Source organism: Pseudomonas sp. 18175, assembly GCF_050432925.1.
Lineage (GTDB): Bacteria > Pseudomonadota > Gammaproteobacteria > Pseudomonadales > Pseudomonadaceae > Aquipseudomonas.
Map to the genome: position 1 here is coordinate 655,506 of NZ_JBKFTO010000001.1, position 17,829 is coordinate 673,334.

Here is a 17,829-nt window from a genome sequence, read left to right on the forward strand (position 1 = left end):
ACCATTGCGATGCTGAGCCCTTATATGTCGCCCATCGAACGGGTGTGGTTCTACAGTTTGCGGATTCTCTGCGGCTTGATCCTGTTGTTCCTGATTTTGCCGGTGCTGGTGATCATCCCGTTGTCGTTCAACAGTGGCAGCTTCCTGGTGTACCCGTTGCAAGGTTTCTCCCTGCACTGGTACCAGGACTTCTTCGGCTCGGCCGAATGGATGCGTGCACTCAAGAACAGCATCATCGTCGCTCCGGCGGCCACGCTGCTGGCCATGGTCTTTGGCACCCTGGCCGCCATTGGCCTGACCCGTGGCAATTTCCGCGGCAAGGCGTTGGTGATGGCGTTGGTGATCTCGCCGATGGTGGTGCCGGTGGTGATCATTGGCGTCGCCAGTTACCTGTTCTTCGCGCCGTTGGGGCTGGGCAACAGCTTCTTTTCGCTGATCGTGGTGCACGCAGTGCTGGGTGTGCCGTTTGTGATCATCACCGTGTCGGCGACGTTGCAGGGCTTCAACCATAACCTGGTGCGGGCGGCGGCAAGTCTGGGGGCTTCGCCACTGACCGCATTCCGCCGGGTGACCTTGCCACTGATTGCGCCGGGGGTGATTTCCGGGGCGTTGTTTGCCTTTGCGACGTCGTTTGATGAAGTGGTGGTGACGCTGTTTCTTGCAGGTCCCGAGCAAGCGACCTTGCCGCGTCAGATGTTCAGCGGGATCCGGGAGAACCTCAGCCCGACCATCGCCGCCGCCGCCACTTTGCTGATTGCGTTCTCGGTGCTGCTGTTGTTGACCCTGGAATGGTTGCGCGGCCGTAGCGAGAAATTGCGAACGGCCCAAGTCTAACGGTCGTGTGAAGATCAACGTGTGGGAGCGGGCTTGCTCGCGAAAGCGGTGTATCAGTCACCCAATGTACTGGCTGACACACCGTATTCGCGAGCAAGCCCGCTCCCACATGGGTTTTGTGTGAGTTCACAAATACCATTCAGATCCTGAATGCTAGGCAACCCAAAATCCCCAGCTACTCTTGTGCCAGCCCCCAACTAATAAGAGGCCGCGCACATGAGTACTTCCTCATTCAAGATCGCCCACAAACTCCTCACCGGTTCCGGCGCCATCGAACAACTGGCTGCTGAGCTCACCCGCCTGGATGTGGACAACCCGCTGATCGTCACCGACGCCGCGCTGGTCAAGTCTGGCACCGTGGCGCTGGCGCTCGAACACCTGGGCGGGCGTACCTATGAAATCTTCGACCGCGTACTGCCCGATCCGGAAATTGCCATCGTCGAAGACTGCATGCGCGTGTACCGCGACGGCGGGCACGATGGCCTGATCGGTGTGGGCGGCGGCAGCGCTATTGATATCGCCAAGAGCGTGGCGGCCTACGCCGGTTACCACGGCGCCCTGGCGGACTTGTTCGGCGTCGACCAAGTGCCGCGCAAGGGCCCGCCGCTGATTGCCATCCCCACCACTGCCGGCACGGGGTCGGAAGTGACCAACGTGGCGATCCTCTCCGACAAGGCCGCGCAGCTGAAAAAGGGCATCGTCAGCGACTACCTGTTGCCGGATGTCGCGCTGATCAGCCCGCAAATGACCCTCACCTGCCCACGCAGTGTGACCGCCGCCAGTGGCGTGGATGCGTTGGTGCATGCCATTGAGTCCTACCTGTCGCTGAATGCCTCGCCGATCACCGATGCGCTGGCCATCGGTGCGATCAAGCTGATTGCCCATGCGCTGCCCAAGGCCTACGCCAACCCGGCCAACCTGCAGGCCCGTGACGATATGGCCACCGCCAGCCTGATGGCCGGCATGGCCTTCGGTAATGCCGGGGTTGGCGCCGTGCATGCGCTGGCGTACCCCCTGGGCGGGCGCTTCAATATCGCCCATGGAGTGAGTAATGCGTTGCTGCTGCCCTATGTGATGCACTGGAACAAACTGGCCTGTGTCGAGCGTATGCAGGACATTGCCCAGGCCATGGGGGTCAATACGGCTGGGCTGAGTGCCGTTGATGCGGCCGACCGGGCAGTGGAGGCGATGACGCGATTGTGCGCCGCCGTCGAGATCCCGGCGGGCCTGCGCAGTTTCGGGGTTCCCGAGGATGCAATCCCTGCGATGGCCACGGAAGCGGCAGGCATCGAACGCCTGATGCGCAACAACCCGCGCAAGCTCAGCGCAGTCGACATCGAGAAAATCTACCGGGCGGCGTACTAGCCATTGAGCTAGGTCACGGTGCGCGCGGCAAAGCATGCGGTATACAATGCGCGCCATCGTGATTTAGCTCAAAAAAGGTGCGTCATGCAGCCCTTCGTCATTGCTCCATCGATTCTCTCCGCAGACTTCGCCCGCTTGGGTGAAGAAGTGGACAAGGTGTTGGCCGCTGGTGCCGACTTCGTGCACTTCGATGTCATGGACAACCACTACGTGCCCAACCTGACCATCGGCCCGATGGTCTGCGCTGCGTTGCGCAAGTACGGCATCACGGCGCCGATTGATGCGCACCTGATGGTCAGCCCGGTGGACCGCATCGTCGGTGATTTCATCGACGCCGGTGCGACCTACATCACCTTCCACCCGGAAGCCACGCTGCACGTGGATCGCACCTTGCAACTGATCCGCGAAGGCGGCTGCAAGGCGGGCCTGGTGTTCAACCCGGCGACCCCGCTGGACGTGCTCAAGTACGTGATGGACAAGGTCGACATGGTGTTGCTGATGAGCGTCAACCCAGGCTTTGGCGGGCAGAAGTTCATCCCCGGCACCCTCGACAAGCTGCGCGAAGCCCGCGCACTGATCGACGCCTCGGGCCGTGATATCCGCCTGGAGATCGACGGTGGGGTCAACGTCAACAACATCCGCGAAATCGCCGCGGCTGGCGCCGACACCTTTGTGGCGGGCTCGGCGATCTTCAATGCGCCGGACTACCAGGTAGTCATCGCCAAGATGCGTGCCGAGCTGGCGCTGGCACGGCCATGAGCGGCTTTGAGCAGCTATTCCCCGGCAAACTGCCACGGTTGGTGATGTTCGATCTGGACGGCACCTTGATCGACTCGGTGCCAGATCTTGCTGCGGCGGTGGATCAGATGCTGCTCAAACTGGGGCGCCCGCCTGCGGGGATCGAGTCGGTGCGTGAGTGGGTCGGCAACGGCGTGCACATGCTGGTGCGCCGGGCCTTGGCCAATCACATCGATGCCGAAGGGGTTGATGAGGTCGAGGCCGAGCACGCCCTGGAGCTGTTCAACGCCGCCTATGAAGACGGCCACGAACTGACCGTGGTTTACCCCGGCGTACGTGACACCCTCAAATGGCTGAGCAAACAGGGCGTGGAAATGGCCCTTATCACCAACAAGCCGGAGCGCTTCGTCGCGCCGTTGTTGGACCAGATGAAAATTGGCCGGTATTTCCGCTGGATCATCGGTGGCGATACTTTGCCGCAGAAGAAGCCTGACCCGGCGGCGCTGTTTTTTGTGATGAAAATGGCCAATATCCCGGCGTCGCAGTCGTTGTTCGTCGGCGACTCGCGCAGTGATGTGCTGGCGGCAAAGGCCGCTGGCGTGCAGTGCGTGGCCCTTAGCTACGGCTATAACCATGGGCGACCTATCGCCGAGGAGTCGCCGTCGCTGGTGATTGATGACCTGCGACTGCTAATCCCCGGTTGCTTGGGAGCGGGCGCTGAGATAACGTTGCCCGACACCGATCCGTCCCCTTCTGGAAATCCCATCGTGGTGGTCACTCGCAAACTCTGGATGAAAGTCATCAAGGCCCTGGCCCGCTGGCGTTGGCGCGCCTGACTGATCCTGGCCGCGCTGCGGCACGTTTGCATACCTGACCGTTAGACCCTCACGCCACGAGGCACACATGATCCGCGAAGAATTCCTGCGTTTGGCCGCTGCCGGCTATAACCGTATTCCCCTGGCCTGCGAAACCCTGGCCGACTTCGACACGCCGCTGTCGATCTACCTCAAGCTGGCCGACGAGCCCAACTCCTACCTGCTCGAATCCGTGCAGGGCGGCGAGAAGTGGGGCCGTTATTCGATCATCGGCCTGCCGTGCCGCACCGTCATGCGCGTTCACGACCACCATGTGAGCATCACCCATGATGGCGTCGAGATCGAAAGCCACGACGTAGAAGACCCGCTGGCCTTCGTCGAAACCTTCAAGGCGCGCTACAACGTGCCGACCATCCCTGGCCTGCCGCGCTTTAACGGTGGCCTGGTGGGGTATTTCGGCTACGACTGCGTGCGTTATGTGGAAAAACGCTTGGGCAAGTGCCCGAACCCAGACCCGCTGGGCGTGCCGGACATTCTGCTGATGGTCTCCGATGCGGTTGTCGTGTTCGACAACCTGGCCGGCAAGATGCACGCGATTGTGCTGGCCGACCCATCCCAGGCGGACGCGTTCGAGCAAGGCCAGGCCAGCCTGCAAGCGCTGCTGGAAAAACTGCGCCAGCCGATCACCCCACGTCGCGGCCTGGACCTCAGCCGTCCACCGGCGGCCGATCCGGTGTTTCGTTCAAGCTTTACCCAGGATGACTACGAGCGCGCCGTCGATACCATCAAGGAATACATCCTCGCCGGTGACTGCATGCAGGTGGTGCCGTCGCAGCGTATGTCCATCGACTTCAAGGCCGCGCCGATCGATCTGTACCGTGCGCTGCGCTGCTTCAACCCGACGCCGTACATGTACTTCTTCAACTTTGGTGACTTCCACGTGGTGGGCAGCTCGCCGGAAGTGCTGGTGAGGGTAGAAGACAACCTGATCACCGTGCGCCCGATTGCTGGCACTCGCCCACGGGGTGCGACCGAAGAAGCGGACTTGGCGTTGGAAGAAGACCTGCTGAGCGACGACAAGGAAATCGCCGAGCACCTGATGCTGATCGACCTGGGCCGCAACGACACCGGGCGTGTCTCGGAAATCGGTTCGGTGAAGCTCACTGAGAAGATGGTCATCGAGCGTTATTCCAATGTGATGCACATCGTCTCCAACGTCACTGGCGAGTTGAAGGCTGGCTTGACCGCGATGGACGCACTGCGGGCGATCCTGCCAGCGGGCACCTTGTCGGGTGCACCGAAGATCCGTGCGATGGAAATCATCGACGAGTTGGAACCGGTCAAGCGTGGTGTCTACGGCGGCGCCGTGGGGTATTTCGCCTGGAACGGCAACATGGACACGGCCATTGCGATCCGCACCGCCGTGATCAAGGACGGGGAGCTGCACGTGCAGGCCGGTGGCGGGATTGTCGCCGACTCGGTGCCGGCCCTCGAATGGGAAGAAACCCTGAACAAGCGCCGCGCGATGTTCCGCGCCGTTGCGCTGGCTGAACAGACCCCCAATTCCTGAGGTTTCCCCCATGTTGCTGATGATTGATAACTACGATTCTTTTACCTACAACGTTGTGCAGTACTTGGGCGAGCTGGGTGCCGAGGTCAAGGTGGTGCGCAACGACGAACTGACCGTGGCCGAAATCGCTGCCCTGAATCCAGAGCGCATTGTGGTTTCCCCTGGCCCGTGCACGCCGACCGAGGCGGGCATCTCCCTGGAAGCGATCAAGTATTTTGCTGGCAAGCTGCCGATCCTGGGTGTGTGCCTGGGCCACCAGTCCATCGGCCAGGCCTTTGGCGGTGACGTGGTGCGTGCGCGCCAAGTGATGCACGGCAAGACCAGCCCGGTGTTTCACAAAGATCTGGGCGTGTTCCAGGCCCTGAACAACCCGGTGACGGTGACGCGCTACCACTCGTTGGTGGTCAAGCGTGAAACCTTGCCGGAATGTTTGGAGCTGACCGCCTGGACCCAGCTGGAAGACGGCTCGGTCGATGAGATCATGGGCCTGCGCCACAAGACACTGAATATCGAAGGGGTGCAATTTCACCCTGAGTCGATCCTGACCGAGCAGGGCTACGAGCTGTTCGCCAACTTTCTCAAGCAGAGCGGCGGCACGCGCTAAGGACTTTCCATGGATATCAAGACTGCCCTGAGCCGTATCGTCGGCCACCTGGACCTGACCACCGCTGAGATGAGCGATGTGATGCGCGAGATCATGACCGGCCAATGCACCGACGCGCAGATCGGCGCGTTCATGATGGCCATGCGCATGAAGAGCGAGAGCATCGACGAGATCGTCGGCGCCGTCTCGGTGATGCGTGAGCTGGCGGACAAAGTTGAGCTCAAAACCCTCGACGGCGTGGTGGATGTGGTCGGCACCGGCGGTGACGGTGCAAACATCTTCAACGTGTCGACGGCTTCCTCTTTTGTAGTGGCGGCGGCGGGTTGCACCGTGGCCAAGCACGGTAACCGTGCAGTGTCCGGCAAGAGCGGCAGCGCCGACCTGCTGGAAGTGGCCGGCATCTACCTGAACCTGACCCCGGTCCAAGTGGCCCGTTGTATCGACAATGTGGGTATCGGCTTCATGTTTGCCCAAACCCACCACAGTGCGATGAAGCACGCCGCCGGCCCGCGTAAAGACCTGGGCCTGCGCACCCTGTTCAACATGCTTGGCCCGCTTACGAATCCGGCCGGTGTGAAACACCAGGTGGTGGGCGTGTTCAGTCAGGCGCTGTGCCGCCCGTTGGCCGAAGTGTTGCAACGCCTGGGCAGCAAGCATGTGCTGGTGGTGCATTCCAAGGATGGCCTGGACGAATTCAGCCTGGCAGCGCCGACCTTTGTGGCGGAGCTGAAAAATGACCAGATCACCGAATATTGGGTCGAGCCCGAAGACCTGGGCATGAAAAGCCAAAGCCTGCACGGCCTGGCGGTAGAAAGCCCGGCAGCTTCCCTGGAATTGATTCGCGATGCTCTGGGGCGTCGCAAGACCGAGAACGGTCAAAAAGCCGCTGAGATGATTGTTCTGAATGCTGGCGCGGCACTTTACGCAGCCGACCACGCCTATAGTCTGAAGGAAGGTGTGGAATTGGCCCACGATGCGCTGCACACCGGTCTGGCTCGCGAAAAACTCGAAGAGCTGGGAGCATTCACCGCCGTATTCAAGATGGAGAATGAAGGATGAGTGTGCCGACCGTTCTGGAAAAGATCCTGGCCCGCAAGGCTGAAGAAGTGGCTGAGCGCCGTGTACGCGTCAGTTTCTCTGAGCTTGAAGCGTTGGCCAAAAGCGCCGATGCACCGCGTGGCTTCGCCAATGCCTTGATTGCCCAGGCCAAGCTCAAGCAACCGGCGGTGATCGCCGAGGTGAAGAAAGCCTCGCCGAGCAAGGGCGTGATCCGCGAAAACTTCGTGCCGGCGGACATTGCCGTCAGCTACGAGAAGGGCGGCGCCACTTGCCTATCCGTGTTGACCGATATCGACTACTTCCAGGGCTCCGACCTGTTCCTGCAACAAGCCCGCGCGGCGTGCAAGTTGCCGGTGATCCGCAAGGACTTCATGGTCGACCCGTACCAGATCGTCGAAGCCCGTGCCCTGGGCGCCGACTGCGTACTGTTGATTGTCTCCGCGCTGGATGACGTGAAGATGGCTGAGCTGGCGGCCGTGGCCAAAAGCGTTGGCCTGGATGTGTTGGTGGAAGTGCACGACGGCGATGAGCTGGAACGCGCACTGAAAACCCTCGACACGCCGCTGGTGGGGGTTAACAACCGCAACCTGCACACCTTTGAAGTCAGCCTGGAAAACACTCTCGACCTGCTGCCGCGCATTCCGCGTGACCGCTTGGTGATTACCGAGAGTGGCATCGTCAATCGTGCCGATGTGGAGCTGATGGAGATCAGTGGGGTGTATTCGTTCCTGGTGGGCGAGACGTTTATGCGCGCGGAGAACCCGGGGGCGGAATTGCAGCGTCTGTTCTTCCCGGAGCGTGGCGTGGCGGTCAGCGGTTCGACCCTCGACTGATTTGAAATGCGATCAAAACTGTGGGAGCGGGCTTGCTCGCGAATGCGGCGTATCAGTCGACACATAAGTTGACTGACCCACCGCATTCGCGAGCAAGCCCGCTCCCACATTGGGTTTTGTGTTTATTCAGATAGGTAGGTGTTTGATGGTTAAGCCCGTAAGGATGACGGTTGAAGCTGGCCTTGCTGCCGAGCAAGACCTGTTGGCCGCTGTCTGCGCAGGCGAACAGGAATACGGTCTGCTGTTCTGGCAACCCAACGATCAAGCCTTGGTCATGCCGCGCCGGTNTGATGGTTAAGCCCGTAAGGATGACGGTTGAAGCTGGCCTTGCTGCCGAGCAAGACCTGTTGGCCGCTGTCTGCGCAGGCGAACAGGAATACGGTCTGCTGTTCTGGCAACCCAACGATCAAGCCTTGGTCATGCCGCGCCGGTTAAGCCGCTTGCCAGCTTTCGACGAGGCTAGCCAGGTCTCAGCGCAGGCGGGTTGGCCGGTGTTGCTAAGGGAAACCGGTGGAGAGCCCGTGCCGCAGTCGTCGGCCACGGTCAACATTGCTCTGGTCTACGCCCCTCCACGCAGCGAGGGCGATCAAAGTCGTATCGAAACCGGTTACTTGCGTCTGTGCCAGCCCATCTGCGACTTACTGATCGAGTTGGGCGGCGATGCGTCGGTGGGCGAAATCGACGGTGCATTCTGCGACGGTCGCTACAACGTCAATCTCAATGGCCGAAAAATGGTGGGCACTGCCCAGCGCTGGCGCCAAAGCGGTGGGCGCCCGGTGGGTTTGGTGCATGGTGCGCTGCTGCTGGACGGCGACCGTGAAGAGCTGATCGCATCGGTCAACCGCTTCAACGAAGCCTGCGGCCTAGATCAACGGGTGCGTGCCGACAGCCATATCGCCCTGCATGAAGCTTTCCTCGCGCCCGACGCTATCAGCCGGCTGGATGCTCTGTACCGTCAGATGCTGGCGACGTTCCTGCCAGCTTAACGGGTACCGAACACCACCATCGTCTTGCCTTTGACGTGGACCAGGTTGCGTTCTTCCAGGTCCTTGAGTACGCGGCCGACCATCTCCCGTGAACACCCGACAATACGCCCGATTTCCTGGCGCGTGACTTTGATCTGCATGCCATCCGGGTGGGTCATGGCGTCGGGTTGTTTGCACAACTCCAGCAGGCAGCGTGCAACGCGGCCGGTGACGTCAAAGAATGCCAGGTCGCCGACCTTGCGCGTGGTGTCCCGCAGGCGCTGGGCAATCTGGCCGCTCAGGGCGTAGAGAATGTCCGGGTCTTGCTGGGCCAGTTCGCGGAACTTGGTGTAGCTGATCTCGGCGACTTCGCATTCGACCTTGGCCCGTACCCACGCGCTGCGTTCCTGCTCTTTGCCCGGTTGTTCGAACAGCCCCAGCTCCCCAAAAAAATCCCCGGTGTTCAGGTAGGCGATGATCATCTCGCGGCCGTCTTCATCCTCGATCAGGATGGTGACCGAGCCTTTGATAATGAAGTACAGCGTTTCGGAGCGCTCGCCGGCGCAGATGATGTTGTGCTTGGCCGGGTAGCGCCGGCGCTGGCAATGCATCAGCAACTTGTCGAGATTCTTGATCTTGGGTATGGGAGTAAGGGCAACCATGGTTGTATCCCGAAAAGACAGCGCGAGGGGTCGGAGTTGTTATATGTGTCGGTATCGGCATTGATACACGTTGTATAAATAGTAGCAATACGCCATCGATTTGGCGCCAGCTTACCAGACACATTCTGACTCGATTAGCCAATTTATTGGTTAAACCCTTCGTTGATCGGTTTTAGCGGGAAACGGCGTCGTTATCGGGCCCTGTGCTAAGCTGGCGACCCTTTTTTAGCAGTGGAGTCTGGGCGATGAAGGCACGCATCCAATGGGCGGGCGAAGCCATGTTCCTCGGTGAGTCGGGCAGTGGCCATGTGGTGGTCATGGATGGCCCGCCGGAAGCCGGTGGCCGTAACCTGGGCGTACGCCCGATGGAAATGCTCCTGCTTGGTGTAGGCGGTTGCAGCAATTTCGACGTGGTCAGCATCCTGAAAAAGTCCCGCCAGGCCGTGGAGAGCTGCGAAGCGTTCCTGGAAGCCGAGCGGGCCACGGAAGATCCCAAGGTGTTCACCAAGATCCACATGCATTTCGTGGTGAAGGGCCGTGCGCTGAAAGAAGCCCAGGTCAAGCGTGCCATCGAACTGTCGGCCGAGAAGTACTGCTCGGCATCGATCATGCTGGGCGCGGCCGGTGTTGCCATCACCCATGACTATGAGATCGTAGAGCTGGGTTGATGGGTAAACCGTTGGCAAAAAGAAAGGGCGCTTAAAAAGCGCCCTTTTTTGTTTCAGATGCGGTATGTGCTTTTGGTCATGACCTTGGCCAGCAGGCTCATGCCAAACCGCACCGGCGCCGGGAAGCGAAAACCGCCGGCGTCCAATGCGCTTTCGGCGTGGTGTTCTTCGTCGATGCGCATCTGTTCAAGAATCGCCCGGGACTTTTCGTCCTCGGCGGGCAGTTGTTCCAAGTGTTCATCCAAGTGTTTGCACACCTGATGCTCGGTCGCGGCCACAAAACCCAGGCTGACTTTGTCGCTGATCAAGCCAGCAGCGGCGCCGATGCCAAACGACAAACCATAGAACAATGGGTTGAGCACGCTGGGATGGCTGCCCAGTTGGCGAATGCGTTGTTCGCACCAGGCCAGGTGGTCGATCTCTTCCTCGGCTGCATGCTCCATGGCTGCGCGCACTTGCGGCAACTTGGCAGTCAGCGCCTGGCCTTGGTACAGCGCCTGGGCACAGACTTCACCGGTGTGGTTGATGCGCATCAGGCCCGCGACGTGGCGGGTATCGGTCTCGCTCATCTGTGCATCGGGCTGCACGATGGCGGGCGAAGGGCGGTACGGCTGGCCACTGAACGGCAGCAGCGTGCGCATGGCCATATCGGCTTGCAGTAACAGACGGTCAATCGGCGAGTAGTGACGTTGGGTAGTCATGCTGACCTCCGGGAAGAATCTCGGCGGCCAGTTTACCGCAAGAGAAGGGCAAGCGTTTGCGCTGCGTCAAGGGCAAGGGGTCGCAGCCGGGGGCCGCGACCGTTGCCCATAGGCTGATCAGCCCGGCGGCCAGTTCATTTGGCGCTGACCCAAGACGTGCATATGGATGTGATAAACGGTCTGCCCGCCTTTCGGGTTGCAGTTCATCACCACGCGGAAACCTTCCTCGCAGCCTTGTTCCAACGCCAGGCGCTGAGCAGTGAACAAAATATGACCGGCTAGGGCTTTGTCTTCTTCGGTCAGGTCATTGAGGGTGGGGATGTGTTTTTTCGGAATGACCAGGAAATGCACCGGGGCGGCCGGGTGGATGTCCTTGAACGCCAGGACTTGATCATCTTCGTAGATGATATCCGCGGGTATTTCTCTGTTGATGATCTTGGTGAACAGAGTATCCACAGCTGTTTCTCCGTTATGAAAGTGCAGGGGCAGTGTACTCAGGCGTTTGCGGCGAGCCAAGCCATGTACGCCCGCTACTTTGAGCGCCGCGCAAGGATGTTGCGCACGAAGGCCACAAGGGGGAACAAGACCTTGTGCAGACGACGTCGGCGCTTTATGGCTTCCTTGATGCCTGAAAAAACCGCACAGCCATGGTACTTGATGAGCGCTGCGGCTTCATTGCGAAAGGTTCGAGTGGCGGTGCTCGGAACTCCCGTGGCAGGGAAGTGGGAAAACCGGCGCTGCCCCTGCTTTGCATTTAGCGTGGCTTGCAGGAAGCCGTTTCCGAAGTTGCGGTCCGGTTCAAGATGGCAGCCTTCTGCCCACTCATTCCACGCATTGATAAACACCAGTGGCGTTGCGTTCTCCCGTGACTTGTCTATAGCGGACGATAACCAGAACTCGTAGTTGTCGGGTACACCGTTGAGAATGATCAGTGCACGCTCATTAGTCCGAGCGGTGTTGTCCCACGACGGAAAGACGGTCTTGAAGACGTTGGCATTCTGCGCGTTGTAAGTTCGATCAAGATTGGACTGTGCGACGCTGGCGTACTGAAAAACATTGCCCTTGAATGCGTGATGGAAATTGAGCTGATCGTTTATGTTTGAAAGGCCAAGATTGTGGGGTGGGAATTCAACGCCGCTGTCGAAGCCGTATTTTTTATAGTTGTCGTTGCCGTGGGTCAGCGCGGCGCACAGGTGGATTTCACCCAAGCCGATGGTGCGACAGTGCTGACGCCAAATGCTGAGCGTTTTACACGCGTCGGGAAGATGTTGGGGGCGGTAAACAATCAAGAAGGGTTTTCCATCCACCCGGATGTACCGGCCATCTTCAAAGAATGGAATGAGCGACTGTATGAAGTTGATATCGTCGTCAGGCAGGTACTGTTGCGCGATCAAGATTTCGTGTTCGGCGGCATCCCAGCGGCGTGTCCAGTTTTCATTGGCCCAGCACAAACAAAATGGCATGTCACTTTCAGGGTCTTGGAGCATGTCATCCAATGGAATATTCAGGAGACGATGGCCAGAGAACCAATAATAGTGATAGCAAAAGCCGTCGATGCCATAGGCTTTTGCGGTCTCTATTTGATCTCGTCTGGTCTGCGTGACGCGCAGGTCATAGAAGCCGAATTCGGTGGGCAGGTGGGGTTGAAGATGTCCTTCAAACTGAGGTATCGCCTTGGTGACGTTGGTCCATTCAGTGAAGCCTTTGCCCCACCAGCGGTCATTCTCGGGTGTGGGATGAAATTGCGACAAATAAAAGGCAATCAGCTTGGGCGGGGTCATTGGCGTTTAGTCCCATCTGCAGGAGGGTAAAGGGTCGCCAACAACGCAATAGCGAATAAAGTCTAACGATGAATATTCCAGTTCACCCTATGTTCAGGCCCAACCTCTTGAGCGTGGCGCGCAGGGCCTTCTTGAACCCCTGCGGTAAGTACGCACCCACTCGTTGTTTGACGGACGAGAGAAACAGCGGGTGGATAATCCGAAGTTTGTTTCTCGTATCGGAACGCACATTCAACTTGAGTGCTTCACCTGGGCGGTGGTTCGGAACTGCCTTTACGACAACTTGATAGACCGTTGCGTCAGGACTTTGCCGTAAACACTGTTGGGTGGGTGTTGGTAGCAGCGACCACTGGGCGGCGAATTCGGTTTCTTCAGGTTGTTTCAGCACATAGGCGACCTCGATGATCTTCAAGTCGGCCTGGCTGAAGAGATCCTCAATGTTCTTTAACCCGAAGAAACGGATGTGTGTCCTGTCCAGCAACCCCCAGTCACGGTATTCAAAGTTGCCATTAAGTAAACAAGCCAGCACTGCTGCATGACCGGCGTGCGGTAAGGAGATCACCAGGTAACCGTTATCCTTGATCAATGGGACCATGCGCTTCAGGGCTGTCCAGGGGTCATACAAATGTTCAAGTACGTCGGCCGCGACCAGCACATCAAACGGTGCTGCGCCCTCCAGAAGTAACGGCCAGTGTTCGGCGTTCAGATCCGCCTGATAGATCTTTTCGCAGAATGGCGAGGCCTTTTTTATGGCCTCGGTATCCAGTTCAAGGCCCGTCACACTGCACTGGCCTTCGGTTGCCAGAATCCTGGTGATGGAGCCAGGCCCGCAGCCAACTTCCAGCACGCGCTTGTACTGCCCCACCAAGCGCACAACATGAGCGGGTGCTGTTGCCGATCGGCTGTCCACATCATATTCATAGTTGTGACGTTGATTGCTCATGGACCACTCCCTGGGCTGATTGTTTGCCTGTTTGAGGGGCTTACGGGACCTGCCAATAAACGCCCACGCCGTCGATCTCCACCAAGCTTGGCGTAAATTCGCGGGTGGTGAGGAAGTCATGCACCGCCTGTTTGCACGCAGGAACAACGTTGTAGTCATCGACAATGACGTATCCGCCGGACGATACCTTGTCGTACAAGGCCGATAAGGCATCCATGGTGGATTCATACATGTCGCCGTCCAACCGCAGCAGTGCCAGTTTTTCAATAGGCGCCCTCGTCAGCGTGTCTTTGAACCAACCCTTTAGAAAGACAACTTGTTCGTCCAGCAAGCCGTACTTCTCGAAGTTGCGCATGACTTGCTCCATGGGCACGCTGAGTTCGTCATACGTATGAAAAGTATCTCCGGTATCTGCCGGGTATTTTTCATGATCTGGAGGCGGCAGGCCTTCGAACGAGTCGGCAACCCACACGCGGCGGTCGGTCACGCAATAGGCATCAAGCACTGCGCGCATCAAGATGCATGCGCCGCCGCGCCAAACGCCGGTTTCTATCAGGTCACCCTCAATATTGTTGCCAAGCACACTTTCGGTCAGCGCCCTCACGTTCGCCAGGCGCTTCTTGCCGATCATCGTGTGTGCGACCGAAGGCCAGTCCCAACCGTACTCCCGCAACTGCGCATCAAATTGATCATGGCCCAGCACGTTGAGCGGCGGGTCTTCGTAGATTGACCCACTCAGGCAGTCCTGAACCGAGGTGAGGTATCGATTGATCAGCCTGTTACGCTCAGCAGCGAGATAGATCACCTCGCGGTTTCGTCGAAAAAGATTATGCGAGCCCTGTAACAGTGCGCTGAATATGCCGGGTCGCTGTTCATTCATATGATCGCTACCTTGAAGGGTCATGGTTTTGACGGCTTGCTTGTATTGATCAGTTCGATGTCGTCGAACGGTATGCCAATCAGGCCGCTCATGATGCTGGAACTTCTCGATTCGATAACGAACGCGTCGTTGATCCACTGCAACTGGGTTGCGTCGTCAGGCGATCCATCGGCAATGGCGACGTCGACGGTATAAGTTCCAACTTTCAATAGGGGGAAACGGAAGGTAAAAACGGCCCTTACGCAGTTGCCCGGGGAAGCAGTCACGGGCGCCAGGCAGGTATCGATAAACGTGTTCTGGCCTATCAATACCTGTCCAAGCCGGTCCTTGAGATTAAAACCGACAATCAGGTTCTGGCTTGGAACCCATACGGTTGCTTCCACCACAACCCTGGCCATTTCACCCCCCACCAGCCAAGAGAGTTGTTGGCCTTGCAAGTCCTCGATGCAGGCATGGGAAATAACGGCACCCTCATTGCCGAACGTGGTGGTGGCAGACGAGAACTCGAAGACTTGAATGTCATTTCTGACATTTGAATGATTGATAAAGGCCGTTCGCATGTCGCGTTTGTCTAACAGTTGCTCAAGGCCCTGCTCGGCGAGGGGGTGGGGGGGGCGTTTGTCCACAAGTGTCGAATGATAACGTCTAGCCAAATACTGCTCGCATACCGTTTTGGCTGACCCAATCGCCTGTATACGGCCTTTTTCCAACCATACGGCGCGATCGCATAAATTGACCACGGCACTGGAGTCGTGGCTGACGAAGAAAACCGTTCCCGTTTTTTTAAACTTATGGAGGAAGCGCATGCACTTTTGAGCAAACAGTGCGTCGCCCACGGCCAGTGCTTCGTCGATGACAAGAATGTCAGCGTCCACGTTGGCTATGACTGCAAAGGCAAGGCGCACATACATCCCTGACGAGTAGCGCTGAACCGGTTGATCCATGAAGTCGCCAATGTCTGCGAACTCGACGATGGCGTCATACTTTTCGTCAATCTGTTCTTTGCTCAAGCCGAGAATCGCGCCGTTAAAGTAGATGTTCTCTTTGCCCGTGAACTCAGGATTGAAGCCGGTCCCAAGCTCCAGCAGGGCGACGATCTTTCCGTGTGTTTCGATTAAGCCTTGGGTGGGTGAAAGCGTTCCGCAAATCAGCTTCAGGAGTGTGGATTTCCCTGATCCATTCAAGCCGATGATGCCGATGGTTTCGCCTTTTTCGATGTCCAGGTTTATGTCTATCAAGGCCCAGAAGTCGCTGTAGTAACGTTTCTGATGTAGCCCAAGTGCACGTTGAAGTCTTGGGTAAATCATTTGCTTCAACCGGTCTTGCGGCTGCGCGTATATCTCGAAGCGTTTGCCGAGGTTCACGACTTTGATACTGACCTCAGAGCACATCGGCGAACCCCTTGCGTGCGCATTGAAAGCACGCGAAACCCGCCCACGCCATCGCCGAGCCCAGGCAGAGCAATAGGCCGATAATGTAAAAGTTTGGCGGTTGTCCAATGATCAGGACGTTTCGCGACTCCTGAATAATGGCGGCGAGGGGGTTTAGCGTGACCCAGATCCGATAGTTCTCCGGCAAGGCGGTAATCGGGAAAAACACGGCAGACAAAAACAGCATGGCGGTTGTGAATAGGCTGGTTATCTGACCTATGTCACGCAGATAAACACCTGCCGCCGCCAATACCCACGCAAGGCCTAAGGTGCCAAGGATGAGCGGCGTCAGGACCAGAGGGAAATAGACGGCAGTGAGAGGAATGTGATGGTTAATGATCCATGCCGCGATCAACAGCACGCTTGAACTGACGAGCGTATGAAACAAGGCTGAGCCAAACGCCACCCAGGGAAGTATCTCGAGCGGGAAAACTACTTTTTTCACATAGTTCGCGTTGGAGATGATCAGGCCGGGAGCGCGATTTATACATTCGGCAAACAACCCATGCACAATCAGCCCGACGAACAGGATGATGGCAAAACCGGCGCCAGTATCGTGTGCGGGGTTTCCCCAGCGTGCGTTGAGTGCCACGGAGAATACAAACGTATAAATCACCAACATCAAGATGGGATTGAACAACGACCACGCGAGACCGAATATCGAACCACGGTAACGGCCCACAACTTCTCTTTGGACAAGCGCTTTTATAAGGCTTCGGTTTCGCCAGAAGCTGCTGAACAGTTCCTTGGGGGCAACGGAAAATGCTTGCATCAGACGGACTCCTCGTTATTCGCAAAAAACGTGGCATACGCAGTTTGCATACGGTGATCAGCCTGGGGTGCTTCTTGCGTATAGGTCGTCGAAGTGCTCATTGGGCTACAACTTCTTAAACAGCGCCGCGACAATCAGCCCCAGATTGCCAAGCAAGGTTTGGCGATAAAGGTGTGAACGAAAAAAATTGATAACTCGCAATGGCATTATTTGAGTGCGACAGCGTGTGAATAGAGCCAAGGTAGCTTGGTTTTCTCTGTCGAGATGTTCCCGCATGCCTTCCAGTGCGAGGATGTTTTGCGTGTTCCACTCTTGGAACCGTCCGTGAAACAGCATGCGAATACGGTACAAGCGTGCCGGCCAACTGGAGTTGCTTCCAACCAGGTTGCCACCGTGCTGACGATAGAGCAGATGGGGGGTCGAGTCATAATGTACGGCACCGCCTACGCCCGTCACCACTATATAAGCCCACCAGTCGTGTGAGGGAATGGTCAGGGCGGTGCTGGTCATCTGAAGCAGTTGGCGGGCCGCCAGGTTAAAAACCATGGTGTTGCCGCCGCCGATATTTTGTACCAACGCATTGGTGAAGTGTGGCAAGCGTGAGAAGTGAGGCGAGTAGCCAATGGGCTCGCCGCATTCGGATATGAGTTGGGTCCGGCCGCAATAAAGTGCCGGCTTTTTGAGAGGAATGGTGATGAGCCAGGCCATTGCGGCCTGCAGTTTTTCGTCCCCCCAGATGTCATCTTGATCTGACCAGGCGAAGAAGTCGGCTTCAATATCGGTGCGGCAGGTTAAAGACAGAAAGTTCTTAACGTAGCCCTGTTTGGGCCCCGATAGTATCCGGACCCGTTCCTGCCCACAGCGCGTGTGGAAGTGCTGCAATATATCCAGGGTCTTGTCGTTGGACCCATCGTCCGACACCAGCAGTTTCCAGTGCGGGTAAGTTTGCCGTGTAAAAGACTCCAGTTGTTCGGAAAGAAAAGAATCTCCGTTGTAGGTGCACATGAGTATGGCGACGGTAGGCAAGGCCGGCATAGGGAATACCTCCTCTGAATGGAAAGCATGGGTTTGAGCCAGCCAATTTCATCCATTCAGTGGAGTGTCTCAGAAAACATACGGCGAGATGTGCTGATGGTACCCGAGCTGTAACGAACCCCCGTGTGCTTAAAACGTAGCAGAGGTATCGAGGGTTTCCAGTATTTGGGTTGA

The 17,829-nt window shown here is 57.8% G+C and carries 19 protein-coding genes and 1 pseudogene; 11 read left to right on the forward strand and 9 right to left on the reverse strand.

The genetic code is table 11. The features are described 5' to 3' along the window. Nucleotides 1-9: 9 nt before the first annotated feature. From ACLD1Y_RS03000 to ACLD1Y_RS03045, 10 genes and pseudogenes are all read left to right on the forward strand, one after another. Complete coding sequence (locus ACLD1Y_RS03000) at nucleotides 10-834, forward strand: ABC transporter permease (protein ID WP_429475296.1); 825 nt, start codon at nucleotides 10-12, stop codon at nucleotides 832-834. Nucleotides 835-1,050: 216 nt separating this feature from the next. Further along, nucleotides 1,051-2,199: an iron-containing alcohol dehydrogenase gene (locus ACLD1Y_RS03005; protein WP_429475298.1), complete on the forward strand. Its 1,149-nt coding sequence runs from the start codon at nucleotides 1,051-1,053 to the stop codon at nucleotides 2,197-2,199. A gap of 84 nt (nucleotides 2,200-2,283) precedes the next feature. Next, the gene (gene rpe / locus ACLD1Y_RS03010) at nucleotides 2,284-2,958 is read left to right on the forward strand and encodes a ribulose-phosphate 3-epimerase (RefSeq protein ID WP_429475300.1); all 675 of its coding nucleotides are present in this window, start codon (nucleotides 2,284-2,286) and stop codon (nucleotides 2,956-2,958) included. After that, on the forward strand, nucleotides 2,955-3,773 hold the full coding sequence (locus ACLD1Y_RS03015; protein WP_429475302.1) for a phosphoglycolate phosphatase: 819 nt from the start codon (nucleotides 2,955-2,957) through the stop codon (nucleotides 3,771-3,773). The genes rpe and ACLD1Y_RS03015 overlap by 4 nt, the downstream gene beginning before the upstream one ends. 67 nt (nucleotides 3,774-3,840) lie before the next feature. Beyond that, the gene (trpE, locus tag ACLD1Y_RS03020) at nucleotides 3,841-5,322 is read left to right on the forward strand and encodes an anthranilate synthase component I (RefSeq protein ID WP_429475304.1); all 1,482 of its coding nucleotides are present in this window, start codon (nucleotides 3,841-3,843) and stop codon (nucleotides 5,320-5,322) included. Between the two features lie 10 nt (nucleotides 5,323-5,332). After that, on the forward strand, nucleotides 5,333-5,926 hold the full coding sequence (locus ACLD1Y_RS03025) for an aminodeoxychorismate/anthranilate synthase component II (protein WP_024077700.1): 594 nt from the start codon (nucleotides 5,333-5,335) through the stop codon (nucleotides 5,924-5,926). 9 nt (nucleotides 5,927-5,935) lie between these two features. Further along, the gene (trpD, locus tag ACLD1Y_RS03030) at nucleotides 5,936-6,985 is read left to right on the forward strand and encodes an anthranilate phosphoribosyltransferase (RefSeq protein WP_429475306.1); all 1,050 of its coding nucleotides are present in this window, start codon (nucleotides 5,936-5,938) and stop codon (nucleotides 6,983-6,985) included. Further along, nucleotides 6,982-7,818, forward strand: coding sequence for an indole-3-glycerol phosphate synthase TrpC (trpC, locus tag ACLD1Y_RS03035; protein WP_429475308.1), 837 nt, complete (start codon nucleotides 6,982-6,984; stop codon nucleotides 7,816-7,818). Before trpD ends, trpC begins: the two co-directional genes overlap by 4 nt. A gap of 145 nt (nucleotides 7,819-7,963) precedes the next feature. Next, nucleotides 7,964-8,104: pseudogene (locus ACLD1Y_RS03040) on the forward strand (lipoate--protein ligase family protein); the annotation flags it as partial. Nucleotides 8,105-8,108: 4 nt separating this feature from the next. Further along, nucleotides 8,109-8,804, forward strand: coding sequence for a lipoate--protein ligase family protein (locus tag ACLD1Y_RS03045; RefSeq protein WP_429475310.1), 696 nt, complete (start codon nucleotides 8,109-8,111; stop codon nucleotides 8,802-8,804). Here the strand turns inward: ACLD1Y_RS03045 and crp are convergent. Further along, nucleotides 8,801-9,445, reverse strand: a complete 645-nt coding sequence (gene crp / locus ACLD1Y_RS03050; protein WP_429475312.1) for a cAMP-activated global transcriptional regulator CRP — start codon at nucleotides 9,443-9,445, stop codon at nucleotides 8,801-8,803. The genes ACLD1Y_RS03045 and crp overlap by 4 nt on opposite strands. A gap of 245 nt (nucleotides 9,446-9,690) precedes the next feature. Here crp and ACLD1Y_RS03055 point away from each other — a divergent pair, with 245 nt between their 5' ends. Further along, nucleotides 9,691-10,113, forward strand: coding sequence for an OsmC family protein (locus ACLD1Y_RS03055; RefSeq protein ID WP_124364628.1), 423 nt, complete (start codon nucleotides 9,691-9,693; stop codon nucleotides 10,111-10,113). Between the two features lie 53 nt (nucleotides 10,114-10,166). Here the strand turns inward: ACLD1Y_RS03055 and coq7 are convergent, their stop codons facing one another. The 8 genes from coq7 to ACLD1Y_RS03095 form a co-directional block, all read right to left on the reverse strand. Then, nucleotides 10,167-10,814: a 2-polyprenyl-3-methyl-6-methoxy-1,4-benzoquinone monooxygenase gene (coq7, locus tag ACLD1Y_RS03060; RefSeq protein ID WP_017739622.1), complete on the reverse strand. Its 648-nt coding sequence runs from the start codon at nucleotides 10,812-10,814 to the stop codon at nucleotides 10,167-10,169. Between the two features lie 117 nt (nucleotides 10,815-10,931). Next, nucleotides 10,932-11,270 carry a histidine triad nucleotide-binding protein gene (locus tag ACLD1Y_RS03065; RefSeq protein ID WP_017739623.1) on the reverse strand — a complete coding sequence of 113 codons (339 nt, stop codon included), beginning with the start codon at nucleotides 11,268-11,270 and terminating at the stop codon, nucleotides 10,932-10,934. A gap of 74 nt (nucleotides 11,271-11,344) precedes the next feature. Continuing rightward, on the reverse strand, nucleotides 11,345-12,595 hold the full coding sequence (locus ACLD1Y_RS03070; RefSeq protein WP_429475315.1) for a glycosyltransferase WbsX family protein: 1,251 nt from the start codon (nucleotides 12,593-12,595) through the stop codon (nucleotides 11,345-11,347). An 82-nt stretch (nucleotides 12,596-12,677) separates the two neighbouring features. Then, nucleotides 12,678-13,538, reverse strand: a complete 861-nt coding sequence (locus ACLD1Y_RS03075; RefSeq protein WP_429475317.1) for a class I SAM-dependent methyltransferase — start codon at nucleotides 13,536-13,538, stop codon at nucleotides 12,678-12,680. Between the two features lie 40 nt (nucleotides 13,539-13,578). Then, nucleotides 13,579-14,418 carry a TylF/MycF family methyltransferase gene (locus ACLD1Y_RS03080; protein WP_429475319.1) on the reverse strand — a complete coding sequence of 280 codons (840 nt, stop codon included), beginning with the start codon at nucleotides 14,416-14,418 and terminating at the stop codon, nucleotides 13,579-13,581. Nucleotides 14,419-14,438: 20 nt separating this feature from the next. Next, the gene (locus tag ACLD1Y_RS03085) at nucleotides 14,439-15,782 is read right to left on the reverse strand and encodes an ABC transporter ATP-binding protein (RefSeq protein WP_429475321.1); all 1,344 of its coding nucleotides are present in this window, start codon (nucleotides 15,780-15,782) and stop codon (nucleotides 14,439-14,441) included. A gap of 16 nt (nucleotides 15,783-15,798) precedes the next feature. Then, entirely contained in the window at nucleotides 15,799-16,620 is an 822-nt protein-coding gene (locus ACLD1Y_RS03090; RefSeq protein WP_429475323.1) for an ABC transporter permease, read from the reverse strand. Nucleotides 16,621-16,725: 105 nt separating this feature from the next. Then, nucleotides 16,726-17,655: a glycosyltransferase family 2 protein gene (locus ACLD1Y_RS03095; RefSeq protein WP_429475325.1), complete on the reverse strand. Its 930-nt coding sequence runs from the start codon at nucleotides 17,653-17,655 to the stop codon at nucleotides 16,726-16,728. Between the last annotated feature and the right edge of the window lie 174 nt (nucleotides 17,656-17,829).

Coding starts and splice junctions, on each gene's coding strand:
- ACLD1Y_RS03015 (WP_429475302.1), top strand. CDS start 2,955: ATGAGCGGCTTTGAGCAGCTATTCCCCGGCAAACTGCCACGGTTGGTG.
- ACLD1Y_RS03075 (WP_429475317.1), bottom strand. CDS start 13,538: ATGAGCAATCAACGTCACAACTATGAATATGATGTGGACAGCCGATCG.
- ACLD1Y_RS03090 (WP_429475323.1), bottom strand. CDS start 16,620: ATGCAAGCATTTTCCGTTGCCCCCAAGGAACTGTTCAGCAGCTTCTGG.
- ACLD1Y_RS03055 (WP_124364628.1), top strand. CDS start 9,691: ATGAAGGCACGCATCCAATGGGCGGGCGAAGCCATGTTCCTCGGTGAG.
- trpD (WP_429475306.1), top strand. CDS start 5,936: ATGGATATCAAGACTGCCCTGAGCCGTATCGTCGGCCACCTGGACCTG.
- crp (WP_429475312.1), bottom strand. CDS start 9,445: ATGGTTGCCCTTACTCCCATACCCAAGATCAAGAATCTCGACAAGTTG.
- ACLD1Y_RS03095 (WP_429475325.1), bottom strand. CDS start 17,655: ATGCCGGCCTTGCCTACCGTCGCCATACTCATGTGCACCTACAACGGA.
- rpe (WP_429475300.1), top strand. CDS start 2,284: ATGCAGCCCTTCGTCATTGCTCCATCGATTCTCTCCGCAGACTTCGCC.
- ACLD1Y_RS03000 (WP_429475296.1), top strand. CDS start 10: ATGCTGAGCCCTTATATGTCGCCCATCGAACGGGTGTGGTTCTACAGT.
- ACLD1Y_RS03025 (WP_024077700.1), top strand. CDS start 5,333: ATGTTGCTGATGATTGATAACTACGATTCTTTTACCTACAACGTTGTG.
- ACLD1Y_RS03080 (WP_429475319.1), bottom strand. CDS start 14,418: ATGAATGAACAGCGACCCGGCATATTCAGCGCACTGTTACAGGGCTCG.
- ACLD1Y_RS03005 (WP_429475298.1), top strand. CDS start 1,051: ATGAGTACTTCCTCATTCAAGATCGCCCACAAACTCCTCACCGGTTCC.
- trpC (WP_429475308.1), top strand. CDS start 6,982: ATGAGTGTGCCGACCGTTCTGGAAAAGATCCTGGCCCGCAAGGCTGAA.
- ACLD1Y_RS03045 (WP_429475310.1), top strand. CDS start 8,109: ATGGTTAAGCCCGTAAGGATGACGGTTGAAGCTGGCCTTGCTGCCGAG.
- coq7 (WP_017739622.1), bottom strand. CDS start 10,814: ATGACTACCCAACGTCACTACTCGCCGATTGACCGTCTGTTACTGCAA.
- ACLD1Y_RS03070 (WP_429475315.1), bottom strand. CDS start 12,595: ATGACCCCGCCCAAGCTGATTGCCTTTTATTTGTCGCAATTTCATCCC.
- trpE (WP_429475304.1), top strand. CDS start 3,841: ATGATCCGCGAAGAATTCCTGCGTTTGGCCGCTGCCGGCTATAACCGT.